Origin of the sequence: Streptomyces sp. ALI-76-A, assembly GCF_030287445.1 — a bacterium.
In the GTDB taxonomy this organism is placed as follows: Bacteria; Actinomycetota; Actinomycetes; order Streptomycetales; family Streptomycetaceae; genus Streptomyces.
Map to the genome: position 1 here is coordinate 7,636,215 of NZ_JASVWB010000002.1, position 14,706 is coordinate 7,650,920.

The window sequence follows — 14,706 nt, forward strand, 5'->3', positions numbered from 1 at the left end:
CAGGCGTGGTCGCCCGGTCGGTCCCGCACCGTCAGCGTCGCTCGCTCCCGTACCACTCACGCCACTTCCAATCCGGGGTGTCCATTGCGCCTGAACAAGTTCCGTACCAAGAGATCGGTCACCAGGGCCGCCGTCACCACGCTCGTGTGTACAGCAGCCCTGCTCGAAACCTCCCTCGCCGCGGCAGCCGACAGCCCCGGTACGCTCACCGCCGACCCGATGGCCGCCTGGCAGACGGACGGCATCGTCTGGTCGCTGGCTTCCGCGAACGGTGTCGTCTATGTCGGCGGAACCTTCGACTCGGTCCGTCCGCCGGGTGCGGCCCCCGGCCAACGGGAGGTCGCGCGCCGCAACTTCGCCGCGTTCGACGCCGTGACCGGCAAGCTCCTGCCCTGTGCCCCGTCGTTCACCGGCCTGAGCCGCACCGTGCGGGCCATGAAGGCCTCACCCGACGGCCGGACACTGTACGTGGGCGGTTCCTTCAACCGGGTCGGATCCACCGGCGTGGCCAGCGCGGTCGCCATCAAGACCGCCGGCTGCTCATTGCGCCAGGACTTCAGGCCGGCCGTGTCCGCCACCGTCCGGGCCATCGACACGACGTCCAGCGCGGTGTACCTGGGCGGCGACTTCGGCCGTGTCAACGGCCAGGTCAGGAATCGGATCGCCGCCCTGTCCCCCAAGGGCACCCTGCTGCCCTTCAAGGCGGACATCGACCGCCCGGTGCGTGCCCTGTCGGCCGCCCCCTCGCACGGCCGGATCTTCGTCGGCGGCGACTTCGAGTCGGTCAACGGGCGGAGCGCCCGTTCGCTGGTCGCCCTGAACTCCACCAGCGGCGCGACGCTGCTCTCCTATCCCGGCTGGTTCCCGTACCAGTCGTCGGTCAAGGCGCTCGCCAGGGACACCACCCGCTTCTACGCGGGCGCGGAGGGCCACGGGCCGGGCATCTTCGACGGCCGTATCGCGGGACGTCTCACCAACGGGACCATGGTGTGGAAGGACACCTGCCGCGGCGCCACCCAGGCCCTCGTGCCCTACCAGGGCGTCCTCTACAGCGCCTCGCACGCGCACGACTGCGCCGAGACGCCCGGAGGGTTCCCCGAGCGGGGAGACCGGCAGCACCTGCTGGCCCAGTCGCTCACGAACCGGAAGATCCTGCACTGGTTCCCCGACACCGACGACGGACTGGGCGAGCACGTGGGCCCGCGCGCCATGGCGGTTTCGCGGAACGTCCTGTGGGTGGGCGGTGAGTTCACCAAGGTCAACGACAAACCGCAGCAGGGCCTGACCCGCTTCGGCAGCCGCGACACCGGGGCACCGAAGGTTCCGGCCCTCGCGCTGTCCGGCAACGCCTCCGGCAAGGTCACCCTTTCCTGGCGCGCCTCGTGGGACCGCGACGACGCGTCGCTGACGTACCGGATCCACCGGGACGGGAAGCTCGTCGCGCGCAAGACGAAGTCCTCCACCTACTGGGACCGTCCGCAGATGACCTACACGGACTCCGTGAGCGCCGGCGCGCGCCACCGGTACACGATCGAGGTGACGGACGGGACGAACACCTCGTCCAAGTCCGCGCCCCTGACCGTGACCGTGCCGTCGAGGGCCGCGGAGAGAACCGAGGGTGACCCGCAGTGACACGCATCGGATTCGCACCTGGTGTCTACGACCTGTTCCACATCGGACACCTCAACATCCTGCGCGAGGCACGCCGGCACTGCGACCGTCTCGTCGCGGGGGTGACCACCGACGCCCTGGCCACACGCCTGAAGGGCAAGGTTCCGGTCGTCCCGCTCGCCGAGCGCCTGGACATCGTCCGCAGTGTGCGCTACGTCGACGACGCCATCGTGGAGGCGGAGGTCGACAAGCTGAAGACATGGAAGCGGGTCGGCTTCCATGTCATCTTCAAGGGCGACGACTGGCGGGGGACGCCGAAGTGGGAGGAGTTCGAGCGTCGTTTCGCGCGGGTCGGCGTCGAAGTCGTCTACTTCCCGTACACCATGCACACGTCCAGCACGCTGCTGCGGGGTGCCCTGGAACTGCTCTCCGCGCAGGAGTCGCCGCAGATCCTCTCAGCTCAGCTCGCGGAACCACTTCGCCAGGAAGGCGGCCATGAACAGGACATGGGCGAGCAGCAGCGCGCAGTACACCGAGAGGAAGACCTGCTGGCTCCCCAGGAATAGGAAGCTGACGCAGGTGAGGCCGTAGTCGACCGGAAGGAGCAGCACGGATCGCAGCGCTGGGGTCGACCCGGCCGGGACCGCGCCTTCGACCGGCGCCCGCCGCTTGAGCTTCTCCGTCAGGATCCCGGCGAAGAAGATCACCACGGCCGCGAGCTGGAACACCATCGGTGCCAGCAGGAAGGCCGGGCTGGGCAGGGAGAAGAAACGGTAGAACGACACCAGCACCACCAGGTGGAGGGCGACGATCTTGGCGCAGTCCAGGACATGGTCGAGCCATTCGCCCGACGGGCTCCCCGAGCGCTGCCTCCGTGCGAGCTGACCGTCCGCCGCGTCCAACGCGAACCCCATGGCCAGGGCCGCGCCGACACAGACCGACATCGTCGGCCCGGGCGGCAGCAGTGCGACCGCGGCCAGGGCCGGAAAGGTGAACAGCGCGCCGAGGACGGTCAGCTGGTTCGGCGTCGCCCCCACCCGGTAGGCCACCGCGGCCAGTACCCGGCCGGCCGGCCGGTTGACGAAGACGGTGTAGAGCGAAGCCCCCTTCGCGGGCTTCTGGGCCGTCGACAGCTGTCTGAGCACCTCGGCGAATTCCGACATATTTGTCCTTTATTGAGAATACGGTGGAAAGAAGGCGATTATGACAGAAAGGGGACGCAGGATGCCCCGTGTCAGCCGTCGGCAACTTCTGCGTGGCGGGGCGTCGGTGCTGGCCACGACGGCTCTGACAGCCCACAGCGCATCCGCCGCCGTGGAGCCGGGGGGCGCTCCCGCGCCCCCGGCCGGCCCCGGGCGCGGCCTTCCCTCCGCCGGCCGGATGCCGTTCGTGATCAATGTGGCCGACCTCGGCGCGAGGGGCGACGGACGGACCGACGACAGCGCGGCGTTCGCACGCGCCTACCGCCTCGCGGCGTCCAGAGTCTCCGGCGGGGTCGGGCGCACGGTGATCGAGATCCCCGCCGGAGAGTTCCTCATCACCCGTCCGCACGCGCTGCTGAACGGCGTCGCCCCGCTGCGGCCGGCCAACGGTCTGCGTTTCTCCGGAGCGGGCAAGCGCATGACCACCCTTGTCTTCCGCCCGGACGTCGGTCCGGGTTCCTATCTGTGCCGCAACGAGGACATCTGGTCGAATCTCTCCTTCGAGCGCATGCAGTTCCGCTCGGCCACGCCGGGTGCCTCCTTCTTCAGGTCGTACTCCACCGGGCAGGCGCAGGACTACCGGTTCTCGGAGTGCGAGTGGATGGGGGAGTGGGAGTACGGCCTCGCCCTGGCCGGCACGGACACCAACTCGGAGATGCGGTGGGAGGCGTGCCGGGTGGGCGGCAGCTACCGCAGGGCGTTCCTCTACTCGGGTCTCACCGGACGCGAGCAGGCGGACCCCAACGAACAGGACCAGTTCCTGAACTACTGGTTCACCGACATGAAGGTCGAGTACGAGTGGGGCAACTTCCTGGAGTTCCCCTACGGCGGATCCATCACCTGCCGGGGCGGCTCGTACATCATCACCGGCATCCGCCCGGAGAGCACCGAGGAGTACGGCACCACCAGCACGTTCTTCCGCTTCCCCGTCGCCCAGCACCACGACTCGGTGCAACGGTTCCACGCCCAGGACATCCGGTTCGAGGTGCGCAACCCGCACGTGCGGGTCATCGACTGCGTGTGGAAGAGCGGAACGATCCACTTCAGTGACTGCGACGACACCGGCCACGCCTTCAGGGACTTCTCCGCCGACGTGCGTCCGCACCGCTACGCGGTGGGGCCGCGGGGGCCCCTGGTCCGCTACGACTCCTGCCAGTTGGTGGGCCGCCACGAGTACCGGACGGACCCTCGCCAGGACGCCCTGCCGACCGTCGCCCGCTACGACATGTGCCTGCTCCGCAGCAACGCGGCGAGCGAGTTCGCGGTCGCCGAGGGCACCGGTCGGCCCGGTTTCGTCAGCTTCGTCGACTGCCTGGACGGGGCCGGCACCAGCGACCCGTCCACGGCGGCCGGGCCGGCGGACCCGGCGTCCGGGGCGGCCGGACCCACCGTCCAGGCCTCACCCGCGAGTGGGAGCGCCGCCCGCCGGTGACCCGGCGCCGCCCACCGCGAGTACCCCGGCCGCGAGTACGCCGGCCGACCCCCGTCAGCGCGCCGTGCTCAGCGACAGCGCGAAGCGGCCCTCCCGGTCCGTCCACCAGTGCGTCAGGCCGAGCCCGGCTCCGGACAGTTCCGCGCGCACGCCCTCCTTCCGGAACTTCGCCGAGACCTCCGTGTGCAATTCCTCGCCGGCCGCGAAGTCGACGGTGAGATCGAGCGCGCGGATCTTCACCGTCTGCGCCGCGCGGGAGCGCAGCCGCATCTCGATCCATTCGTTCCCGGCGTCCCACAGGGCGACGTGGTCGAAGGCGCCGGGGTCGAAGTCGGCGCCCAGTTCACGGTTGACGACGGTCAGGACGTTCTTGTTGAACTGGGCCGTCACCCCGGCCCCGTCGTCGTAGGCCCGCACCAGGACCTCCTCGTCCTTGACCAGGTCCGTGCCGAGGAGCAGCGCGTCGCCGGGGGAGAGCAGGGCGCGGACGGACGCCAGGAACGCGGCCCGCTCGGCCGGCAGCAGATTGCCGATGGTGCCGCCGAGGAAGGCCACGAGCCGGGGGGCGGGTGTCTCCGGCAGGGGCAGCCGCGCCGTGAAGTCGGCGATCAGCGCGTGCACCTGAAGCCCCGGCCGCTCGGTGATGAGCGCCTGTCCGGCCTGGGTGAGCGCGTTCTCGCTGACGTCGACGGGCACATAGGTGCGCAGGCCGGTGAGCGCCTCGATCAGGTGGCGGGTCTTCGCCGAGGAGCCGGAGCCCAGTTCGACCAGCGTGCGGGCGCCGGTCGCCGCCGCGATCTCGGCGGACCGGGCGACCAGGATCTCCCGTTCGGCGCGCGTCGGGTAGTACTCGGGCAGCTCGGTGATCTGCTCGAACAGGTCGCTGCCGTGGGCGTCGTAGAACCACTTCGGCGGCAGCGTCCTGGGAGTGCGGGTCAGGCCCTTCAGGACGTCGGCGCGCAGCGCGGCGTCCGTGGCGTCCTCGGGCAGGGTGCGGGTGAGGAGGAACGGACTCACGTGCGGGACTCCTTCGGGAATGACGGTGACCCCGTCCCGGCCGAGCCGGGAGCGGGTGACAGTGCCTCGCCCGGCTCCTTGAGCGGGGTGAGCAGCACGTCGGTGCGGCTCGCCACGAGCAGGGTGCGGTCGGGGACCTCCCGCCAGCGCGGGTCGTCGTCGTAGGGCTCGGAGGCCACGACCGTGCGGCGGCCGGGCTCGGAGAGGTACCAGAGGGTGTCGCCCCAGGCGGTCGCGGTGATGCTCTCGCCGTCGGTCAGCAGCAGGTTGAGCCGGGAGCCGGGGGCCGCCGCGGCGACCTCCAGGACCGTGTCGGCCAGGGCCTGGCCCTCCTCGTCGCCGCCGCGCAGCCGGGCCAGGACCAGCGCCCACACGAGCGCCGAGTCGTTGCGGGCCTCCAGCGACAGCACGTCGGCGGCGGGCAGGCCCGCCACGAGGGGCGCCAGCGAGCCCGGCCAGCCCGTGACCGCGCCGTTGTGGCTGAACAGCCAGCGGTCCGCGGCGAACGGCGCCGCCGCGGCCTCCGCGTCCGCGCCCGCCAGGGTCGCGTCCCGTACGGCGGCGAGCACGGCCCCGGAGCGCACCACCCGGGCCAGGTCGGCGAGCGACCGGTCCGCCCAGATGGGCCCGGCGCGGCGGTACCGGGCCGGTTCCGGGTCGCCGTCGGCGTACCAGCCCACCCCGAAACCATCGGCGTTGACCGTCCCGTGCCGCTGGCGCCGCGGCGCCCACGACTGCCGGTACAGGCTGTGCGGCGGCTCGGCCAGGATCCGGCCGAGCGGCTCCTGCGGGCCCAGGTAGGCCACATGACGGCACATCAGACGGCCTCCGAACGGGCGGTGCGGAAGCCGGAGAAGATCTGCCGCCGGATCGGGTAGTCCCAGTTGCGGAACGTCCCCCGGCAGGCCACCGCGTCCACCGCGAACGAACCGCCGCGCAGCACCTTGTGCTCGGGGCCGAAGAACACCTCCGAGTACTCCTTGTACGGGAACGCCTGGAACCCGGGGTAGGGCAGGAAGTCGCTCGCCGTCCACTCCCACACGTCGCCGATCAACTGCCTCACCCCGAGCGGGGACTCACCCGCCGGATAGCTGCCGGCGGGCGCCGGACGCAGATGCCGCTGGCCCAGGTTGGCGTGCTCGGGCGCCGGGTCGGCGTCGCCCCAGGGGTAGCGCGTCGAGCGGTCGCCGGCGGGGTCGTGCCGTGCCGCCTTCTCCCACTCGGCCTCGGTGGGCAGCCGGCGCCCGGCCCAGCGGGCGTAGGCGTCCGCCTCGTACCAGCACACGTGCACCACCGGCTCGTCGGGCGGGACGACCTCGGTGACGCCGAAGCGGCGGCGCAGCCACTGGGTGCCGTCCCGGTGCCAGAACAGCGGGGCCCGGATGGAGTGCCGGCGGATGTGCGCCCAGCCCTCCGCCGTCCACCAGCGCTCCTCGTCGTAACCGCCGTCCTCGATGAACGCCTGGTACGCGGCGTTGGTCACCGGAGTGGTGTCGATGGAGAACGGCGGCACCTCGCGCCGGTGCGCCGGGCGTTCGTTGTCCAGCGCCCACGGCTCGTCCGAGGTGCCCATCGTGAACGGGCCGCCGGGGACCAGGACTTCGGCCGGCCCGGTGAACAGCGGTACCGGGTCCGGGTCGGGAGCGGTCAAAGCCTGGGGGCCCTTGCGGAGCTGATGGGTGATCAGCATCGTCTCGTCGTGCTGCTGTTCGTGCTGCGCGACCATCCCGAAGGCGAACCCCGCCTCCGTGAGCCGTGTCCCGTGGAACGTGGTGCGCTCCAGGACGTCCATCACCCGGCCGCGTACGTCGGCCGCGTACCGGCGCGCCTCCGCGGGCGCCAGCAGGGGCAGGGAGGGCCGCTCGGAGCGCGGGTGCTCGAAGGCGTCGTAGAGGCTGTCGATCTCGGGCCGTATCGCCTCCTGTCCGGCGACGGCCCGCAGCAGCCACTGCTCCTCCTGGTTGCCGATGTGCGCGAGGTCCCAGACCAGCGGCGACATCAGCGGTGAGTGCTGCGCGGTCAGGTCCGGCCCCTCCACACAGCTGGTGAGCAGCGTGGTGCGCTCCCGGGCGGTCGTCAGCGTGGTCAGCGCCCGCTCGCGGAACGCCTCGCCGTCGGGGCCGGGACCGGTGTCGAGGGCGGAGCCGGTGTCGAGGGCGGGGTCGGTCATGTGCGGATGTCCTTCCCGGGGGCGCGGGCGTCCGTGCCGCGCAGGTGGTCGAGCAGATCGTCGGCGGGGCAGCGGCCCGGGACGACATAGCGGTCCCGGTACGCCGCGACGGCGTCCGTCACCTCGGTGCCGGCACCGAGCCGGGGCAGCGCCTCCAGGGCCACCGCGAAGCACGCGACGGCGGCCTCGTGCAGCTCCGGGTCCCGCAGCCCGCGCCGGGCCGCTTCGGTCCACAGCGGGTTGTGCGGCGCGGGCAGCCCTCCGCCCCGTTCGGCCAGGGGCTTCATGATCCGGTAGGCGGTCTCGGCGGCCGCCGGGTCGTCGAAGAGCGCCGTCGTGACGGCGAGCGGCACGATCCAGCCGTCGTCGCCGGGCTGCGCGTCGATCATGCGCAGTTCGAGATGGCCGCGCGGCCTGACCGGCGGGAACAGGGTGGTGACGTGGTAGTCCAGATCCTCCCGGGTCGGCGGCCGGGGCGCCCGCGCCCGGGTCCACTCCCGGAACGACAGCCCGTCGGGTACGTCCCACGGGCCGCTCTCCCGCCGTACGCACATCACCGGCGCGTCCAGGACGTGCCGGGTCCAGGCGGTGCGCGGGTCCGTGTCCGGTGCGGGCGCGCCCGCGCGGTCGGCGCCGATCTCCATCCACAGCAGCTGCCGGGAGGAGAGCCAGCCGGTCGGTTCGGACCCGGCCAGGGGCGAGTTGGCGAACGCGGCCACCAGCACCGCGCCCAGCTGGTGCGCCAGCCACCAGCGCCGCCCGAGCCCGAGCGGGCCCGGCTCCTCCTGTCCGGCGTCCAGGCACACCTGGACGGAGGCCGAGGTGCACATCATGGCGCGGCCGGCCGGGCCGGTGCGGTCGAGGCAGGTCTCCATGGCGTCGTAGCGCGGCTCGCGCAGGAAACGGCGGGGCGGGTGCCAGGGATCCTGGCCGAGGCCGACGAGACCGAGACCGTCTTTCGCGAGGACCGCGCGGACGGCGTCCAGGTCGGCGGAGACGGTATCGACGCACTCCGTCAGGGAGGCGGCGGGCGGCGAGCTCAGTTCCAGCTGGCCGCCGGGCTCGACGGTGAGCGCCGACCTCAGGGGCACGGCCCGCAGTGCGGCGTAGGCCGCTTCGAGTCGTTCGGGTGTCACGGGGAGCCGCGGGGTGCGCAGCTCGTGGACGAGCCATTCCACTTCCACGCCCACCCTGCGGGGTGGGCCGGTCTTGAAGCAGATGCCCCGGACCAGGGCCTCCACCTCGGCTTCCGTGATGGCGGTACGGGTTTCCGTACAGCCACTCGTCGAGTCTGACATGTCGGGATCCTCCTGAGATTCCACCATGCCGCCGGCCCGGGGTGCGAGGGCCGGGGTCGGCATCACCCGACCCACCCAAGACCGTTCCGCCGTTCCGCACAAGGGGGCGCAGCCGCTGCGATCGGAGTCGGCGATCTCCGTTTCCGGTGTGTTGGCGAGGAGTTTTCCGGGGGGCGGAGCGCCGGGAAAACGCGTTGCACCGCAGCACCAGCATCGCTCAGGATGCGTGCATGGGCACGACGGGGGAGGCCGCACGGCACGCGGTCATGGCGCGCACGGGGGTGGCGCCATGAGCGCGCGGCTGCGCGGCATCGCGCAGCAGACGGAGCAGATCGTGGCGGCCGGGGCCTACCGCGCGCCGGCCGGGCACGAGGTGTCCGTCGCGGCGGCGGTCGAGGCCGCCGTGCACGGCACCCGGATGTACGGGCCGGGCCCGGTGGAGGTACCGCCGACGCCGTCGGTGGACACGCTCATCGAGGTCACGGGCGAGAGCAGTCTGGAGGCGGCCCGCCGGACCGGCGGACCGGTGGCCGTGCTGAACTTCGCCTCGGCCCGCAATCCCGGCGGCGGTTACCGCAACGGCGCCCAGGCCCAGGAGGAGGCCCTGTGCCGGGCCTCCGCGCTGTACGCCTGTCTGATCGGGGTCCGGGAGTTCTACGACCACCACCGCGCCCACCGCGACCCGTTCTACACGGACCGCGTCATCCACGCCCCGGCGGTGCCCGTCTTCCGCGACGACCGCGGCCGCCTCCTGGACGAGCCGTACACCGCCGGCTTCCTGACCGCGGCCGCGCCGAACGCCGGCGTGGTGCTGCGGACGGCGCCGGAGCGGGCGGCCGAGTTGCCGGGAGCCCTGGCGGTCCGGGCGGAACGGGTGCTGGAGACCGCCGCCGCGCACGGCTACCGGCGGCTGGTGCTCGGCGCGTGGGGCTGCGGGGTGTTCCGGAACGACCCGGCGCAGGTCGCGGACGCCTTCCGCACCCTGCTGCTCGGACCCGACGGCCGGTTCGCCGGAATCTTCGAGCACGTGGTCTTCGGCATCCTCGACCGCACACCGGGCGCTGTGGTGCGCGCGGCGTTCGTACGGTCGTTCCCGGAGCGTCAGCTCCTGGCGTAGGACCGCGGCACCTCTGTCCGCCCGGAGTCACGAGCCCTGTCTATCCGCCCGGGGTCACGAGCCCTGACTCGTACGCCATCACCACGGCCTGTGCCCTGCTGTCCAGGTCCAGTTTGGTCATCGTGCGGTTGAGGTGCGTCTTGACCGTCGCCTCGCTGATGTAGAGGCGGTCGGCGATCTCCAGGTTGGACAGGCCGCGTGCGATCAGTTTCAGGACCTCCAGTTCGCGGGAGGTCAACGCACCCAGATCGGAGGGCTGTACGCAGACGGTCTGCCGGGCGTACGCCTCCACCAGGCGGCGGGTGACGCTGGGCGCGAAGAGCGCGTCACCGCCGGCGACCGCGGCCACCGCGGCGAGCAGCCGTTCCGGACCGGAGTCCTTCAGCAGGAACCCGCAGGCTCCCGCGCGCAGCGCCCCGTACACGTACTCGTCGAGGTCGAACGTGGTCAGCATCAGGATCCGGGGTGGGGGGTCGCCTGCCCGGGCGAGGATGCGTTCGGTGGCCTCGATGCCGTTCATGCCGGGCATCCGGACGTCCATCAGGATCACCTCGGGGGCGGTCCGGGCGGCCAGCGTCACGCCCTCCGCACCGTCGCTCGCCTCGCCGACCACCTCGATGCCGGGTGCGGCGCGCAGCAGCCCCACCAGGCCGGCCCGGATGAGGAACTGGTCGTCCACGACGAGCACTGTGGTCATGTGGTGGTGTCGTCCCCCTGATGTGCGGCCCGCGCGGAGGTCGGCAGGGTCAGCCGCACGGCGAAACCACCTCGGTCCTGCGGGCCGATGTCGATCTGCCCGCCGTAGAGCTTGGCCCGCTCCCGCATGCCAAGCAAGCCATGGCCGCCGCCGGTGCGCACTCTGTCCGGAATCACCCCCTCTCCGTCGTCCGAGACCGAGACGGTCACCTGGTGCGGTTCATACCTCAGCCGTACCTCCACACGCGCGTCGGGCGCGTGCTTCAGGACGTTGGTGAGCGCCTCCTGCACCACCCGGTACGCGCACAGTTCCACGCCGGGGGCCAGGGGGCGCTCGACGCCCTCGACGGTCAGGGCGACCCGGGTCCCGCCGGTGCGGACGCGTTCGGTCATCTCACCGAGGCGGGCCAGGCCCGGCATCGGGCCGGCCGGGGCACCGTCGTCGGCGGCGCGCAGCATCATGAGCATGCGGCGCAGCTCTTCGAGGGCCTCCTTGCCGGTGGCCTCTATCGTGTCGAGCGCGGTACGCGCGGTCCGGCGGTCGGTGTCGAAGACGAACCGGGCGAGTCCGGTCTGCACGGAGATCACGGACATGTGGTGGGCGACCACGTCGTGCAGTTCGCGGGCGATCCGGCCGCGTTCCTCGGCCACCTCGCGCCGGGCCCGCTCCGCCTGTTCCCGGCGCAGCTGCCGGGCCAGCTCGGCCGAGCGGCGGGCGAGGGCGCCGAACCGCCACAGCATCGCCGGGTAGACGACGGCCTGTCCGACGACGGACGGCCAGGAGTCGGTCTGGTTCACCGCCCCCGCGTAGATCCAGACCCCGCCCATCAGCGCGGCGCAGGGGAGGGAGACGCGCGGCGCTCGCAGGGAGGTGACGGTGTAGACGGCCAGCATGGGGCCGAAGCTGCACACCACGGGCCAGTGGCCGGCGGTGATGTACACCAGCCAGGTCGCGTGCACGAGACAGCAGACCACGACGGGGGCCCGGCCACGGAGCACGAGCGGCACGTGGACCAGGACCACCAGCGCATAGGCGGTCGCGTCGAGCGGATTCTGCCCCTGCCGGGCGGCCTCCGGCCCCAGCAGCAAGGCCACACCGGTCAGCGCCGCCGTGATCAGCACGTCGACGGCGAGGGGGCGGATTCGCATCGCAGCAGCGTACGGCCGGTCCCGGCGGATGAGCGTCAAACGCCCGCCGTACCGCGGAAGTTGCAGGAACCGCTTGCCTACCGCGCTGGGTCGACCCGGAGTGCCAACCAGCGTGGGACGACGCCGTACGCGGCCCGGCCGTAGCGTCCTGGACCAGCACCGCCGCACGTCGCATCTGTTGGAAGGAGGAAACACAGATGCCCGTACGCAGAGCCTTTCCGACGCCGCCACGGCGGCTGCCACGCCCGGTGGGGGCTGGTGGCCGCCGGTGCCGCCGCGGCCGCGGTGTGCGACGGCTGGGGAGCCACGGGCACCGCTGGTGACATCGCCGGGACGTACGCGTACGGCACGGCGTGCCTGATCACGTCCGGCGACGTCATGGCCGGCGGTGCGCACCCCGTCTGCGTGTCCTGAAGCGGCCCGCGCGCCGGATGGCGGGCCACGATCCGCCGTCCTCGTCGCGGTCATGAGGACGGCGACGGGCCGCGGGTGGCGAACGCGGCCGGAGGCGGCCGGGCCGACGGGGTCGTTCTCGCCACGGACCGTGGCAGCGAATACACGACTGAGGCGTTCCAGCGACTGTGCGGCCGCGGGGGAGTGGCGCACTCGAGGGAACACGTCGGGCCGGCCGCGGACAAGACCTCCGCGACGCCGACAGGCGCGAGCCCGGACCGGCCAGGAGGGCCGGCCCGGGCAGCACGACCAACGTCTCCACGCACTCAGGGAGTTGACATGTCGACAAGTGTCAGATCTGTCCGGCCGGGCACGGGGATGTGGCGCCGGACGCTGGCCACGGTGGCGGTGCTGGCCACCACCGGCAGCGTGCTCACCGTCGCAGCGCAGCCCGCGCAGGCGGCGCTGCCGCGCCAACAGATCGCCGATCCCGTCCACTACTGGAACGATGTGCTGCTCGAGGTCATCCGGCGTGAGGGAGGCGGACCGGGGCCGATGGCCCGTTCCGCGGCGATGCTGAACGCGGCGATCTACGACGCGGAGAGCTCGTACCGGCTGAAGTGGAAGGGAAAGATCACCTCGGAGCCGTACCTGAACGTCCACAAGTACGACGGCTGGACGGAGGGCCCCGACGAAGAGGAACGGGTGATCGGCCGCACGGCGTACAACATCCTGCTGGGGCTGTACGGGGAACAGGCGCAGTTCCTCGACTCGAAGTTCCGTGAGCGGTTCGGCACGGAGCCCACCGAGTTCGATCTGCTCGACGTCACGGTCGTCGGCCGCATGGTCGAGCAGATGAGGGCCGCGCGAAGCGACGACGGCTCCGACGACGACCGGGTGTACGCCGGCGACGACAAGCCGGGCGCGTGGCGGCCCACCAGCTACCCGGACATGCCCGATCCCTCGTGCGAGCGCGACAGCCAGGCGGTCACACCGTTCTGGGGCGAGATGAAGCCCTTCGCCCTCACCTCCGGCTCGCAGTTCCGCCCGGCGACCCCGAGCCTGTACGGGACGTACGAGAAGCTGCTGGCCAGTGACGCCTACAAGGCTCAGGTCGAGGCGGTCCGGTCGGCCGGCGCCGACAGGCCGACCGCGCGTACGCCCACCGTCAACCGGACCCCGGACCAGGAGGCGGCGGCCTGGTTCTGGGCCAACGATCTGGACGGCACCTACAAGCCGCCGGGTCAGCTGCTTCAGGCGACCCGGGAGGTCGCCCAGGCCCGCGGCCTGACCACGTACGAGAACGCCCGGTTGTTCGCGCTCGTCTCCATCGCGATGGCGGACTCCGGGATCGCGGTACGGGACGTGAAGTTCCTGACCCCGATCGACCTGTGGCGGCCGGTGTCCGCGATCCGGGAAGGCGGGCTCGACCCGGAGTGGAAGCCGTTGCTGAAGACCCGGGCGGGCGTGAACGTCACTCCGTGCTTCCCGGCCTGGGCCTCGGGGCACGCGACGTTCGGCGCGGCCTGGGCGGGGGTGATGAAGCGCTACTTCGGCAGCGACCGCATCGCCTTCGACATGACCACCGACGACCCTCAGTCACCGGTGAAGACCCGCCACTTCACGAGCTTCAGCGCGGCGGCCCACGAGGACGCCTACAGCAGGGTCTGGCTCGGAGTCCACTTCCCGTGGGACGCGGAGGACGGCCTCACCCTGGGTGACAAGGTCGCCGCCCACGTCTTCACCACGAGGTTGCGCAAGCTCTAGCCGAGCGGTTCCGCACGCCGGGTCCCCGGGAGGCCCGGCGTGCGTCAGATGTGTCTCGCTCCGCGGCCCCTTCCCGGTCCCGACCCTGAGGGCTGCCGCCGCCCCCGGACCCCCGCTTCGGCCTGAACGGCCCCGTCCTCGAGCGCCGGACGGGCTGAGGAGGGGGTCAGGTCCAGCCGTGGCGTTGCGTCAGACGGTGGCGGACGAGGTTGAAGCGCATGCGGTCCAGGGCGCAGGCCTCGCGGCGCATACCGGCCTCGTGCAGGCGCAGGACGCGGTCCACGTCGACCCAGGAGTCCCGTCCCGTGCGGTCCCAGGGCCCGCTGCCGATCGGCACCCACTCCCGGTCCCCGTCGTGCCGCTTGCTGGACAGCCGGACGGCCAGGAAGGTGCCGCCGGCCTCACGGGCGACGACGAGGACGGGGCGGTCCTTGCCCCGGCCGTCGTTCTCCTCGTAGGGGACCCAGGTCCAGACGACCTCGCCGGGATCCGGGTCGCCGTCGTGCGCGGGCGAGTACTCCGTGCGCACCCGGCCCGTCCGGCGGGGGTCGGCCTCGGTCGTGGCGAAGGGGCCGGACCGGCCGGGGACGTTCTGATCGGTAGACGCAGTCACGGGCGCAACGTTAGAGCCCGCGCGGAGGACCGCGCCCGCCTCACCCCCGTCCGTCTCCACCGGCACCGTGTGCGCCGACGGCGTCGCGACCGCGTTGAGGGGGCGAAGTGCCGTTCGCCGTCCGTCCGTTCCGGTTCTTCGAGGCGGGTGGCCGACGGGCCGGACCGAGTCCCGGACCAGACCGAGTCCCGTGCCACCCGTGGTGAGCGCCGTGGCGAGCAGGTCCGCCATGCCGTCGGCG

At 72.2% G+C, this 14,706-nt stretch carries 13 protein-coding genes and 1 pseudogene; 6 read left to right on the forward strand and 8 right to left on the reverse strand.

All coding sequences use genetic code 11. The annotated features are described in order from the left end of the window. Positions 1-84: 84 nt before the first annotated feature. Together QQS16_RS35000 and QQS16_RS35005 are read left to right on the forward strand one after the other, a co-directional pair. Positions 85-1,632, forward strand: a complete 1,548-nt coding sequence (locus tag QQS16_RS35000; protein ID WP_286066078.1) for a fibronectin type III domain-containing protein — start codon at positions 85-87, stop codon at positions 1,630-1,632. Further along, positions 1,629-2,072, forward strand: a pseudogene (locus QQS16_RS35005) (FAD synthase family protein); the annotation flags it as partial. The gene QQS16_RS35000 and the pseudogene QQS16_RS35005, both read left to right, overlap by 4 nt. Here QQS16_RS35005 and QQS16_RS35010 read toward each other — a convergent pair. Further along, positions 2,067-2,774, reverse strand: a complete 708-nt coding sequence (locus tag QQS16_RS35010; RefSeq protein ID WP_286066079.1) for a CDP-alcohol phosphatidyltransferase family protein — start codon at positions 2,772-2,774, stop codon at positions 2,067-2,069. The pseudogene QQS16_RS35005 and the gene QQS16_RS35010 overlap by 6 nt on opposite strands. A 61-nt stretch (positions 2,775-2,835) precedes the next feature. Here QQS16_RS35010 and QQS16_RS35015 point away from each other — a divergent pair, with 61 nt between their 5' ends. Next, positions 2,836-4,245: a glycosyl hydrolase family 28-related protein gene (locus tag QQS16_RS35015; protein WP_286066080.1), complete on the forward strand. Its 1,410-nt coding sequence runs from the start codon at positions 2,836-2,838 to the stop codon at positions 4,243-4,245. A gap of 54 nt (positions 4,246-4,299) precedes the next feature. Here QQS16_RS35015 and egtD read toward each other — a convergent pair whose 3' ends face one another. The 4 genes from egtD to egtA are packed head-to-tail and all read right to left on the reverse strand — an operon-like array spanning position 4,300 to position 8,730. Further along, positions 4,300-5,262: an L-histidine N(alpha)-methyltransferase gene (gene egtD / locus QQS16_RS35020; RefSeq protein ID WP_286066081.1), complete on the reverse strand. Its 963-nt coding sequence runs from the start codon at positions 5,260-5,262 to the stop codon at positions 4,300-4,302. Beyond that, entirely contained in the window at positions 5,259-6,080 is an 822-nt protein-coding gene (gene egtC / locus QQS16_RS35025; RefSeq protein ID WP_286066082.1) for an ergothioneine biosynthesis protein EgtC, read from the reverse strand. Before egtC ends, egtD begins: the two co-directional genes overlap by 4 nt. Next, positions 6,080-7,432, reverse strand: coding sequence for an ergothioneine biosynthesis protein EgtB (gene egtB, locus QQS16_RS35030; RefSeq protein WP_286066083.1), 1,353 nt, complete (start codon positions 7,430-7,432; stop codon positions 6,080-6,082). The genes egtC and egtB overlap by 1 nt, the downstream gene beginning before the upstream one ends. Then, positions 7,429-8,730 (reverse strand): ergothioneine biosynthesis glutamate--cysteine ligase EgtA, encoded by a 1,302-nt coding sequence (egtA, locus tag QQS16_RS35035; protein ID WP_286066084.1) that lies wholly within the window; start codon positions 8,728-8,730, stop codon positions 7,429-7,431. Before egtA ends, egtB begins: the two co-directional genes overlap by 4 nt. 289 nt (positions 8,731-9,019) lie before the next feature. On the opposite strand from egtA, the gene QQS16_RS35040 reads away from it, so the two are divergent. Next, positions 9,020-9,847: a TIGR02452 family protein gene (locus QQS16_RS35040; RefSeq protein ID WP_286066085.1), complete on the forward strand. Its 828-nt coding sequence runs from the start codon at positions 9,020-9,022 to the stop codon at positions 9,845-9,847. Between the two features lie 40 nt (positions 9,848-9,887). Here QQS16_RS35040 and QQS16_RS35045 read toward each other — a convergent pair whose 3' ends face one another. Both QQS16_RS35045 and QQS16_RS35050 read right to left on the reverse strand, forming a co-directional pair. Further along, entirely contained in the window at positions 9,888-10,544 is a 657-nt protein-coding gene (locus QQS16_RS35045) for a response regulator (RefSeq protein ID WP_286066086.1), read from the reverse strand. Next, on the reverse strand, positions 10,541-11,692 hold the full coding sequence (locus tag QQS16_RS35050) for a sensor histidine kinase (protein ID WP_286066087.1): 1,152 nt from the start codon (positions 11,690-11,692) through the stop codon (positions 10,541-10,543). The genes QQS16_RS35045 and QQS16_RS35050 overlap by 4 nt, the downstream gene beginning before the upstream one ends. 258 nt (positions 11,693-11,950) lie before the next feature. Here QQS16_RS35050 and QQS16_RS35055 point away from each other — a divergent pair, with 258 nt between their 5' ends. Together QQS16_RS35055 and QQS16_RS35060 are read left to right on the forward strand one after the other, a co-directional pair. After that, positions 11,951-12,106 (forward strand): hypothetical protein, encoded by a 156-nt coding sequence (locus QQS16_RS35055; RefSeq protein WP_286066088.1) that lies wholly within the window; start codon positions 11,951-11,953, stop codon positions 12,104-12,106. Between the two features lie 318 nt (positions 12,107-12,424). After that, complete coding sequence (locus QQS16_RS35060) at positions 12,425-13,852, forward strand: vanadium-dependent haloperoxidase (protein ID WP_286066089.1); 1,428 nt, start codon at positions 12,425-12,427, stop codon at positions 13,850-13,852. 166 nt (positions 13,853-14,018) lie between these two features. Here the strand turns inward: QQS16_RS35060 and QQS16_RS35065 are convergent, their stop codons facing one another. Next, a complete protein-coding gene (locus tag QQS16_RS35065; protein ID WP_286066090.1) occupies positions 14,019-14,465 on the reverse strand; it encodes a type II toxin-antitoxin system PemK/MazF family toxin in 447 nt (148 codons plus the stop codon). Between the last annotated feature and the right edge of the window lie 241 nt (positions 14,466-14,706).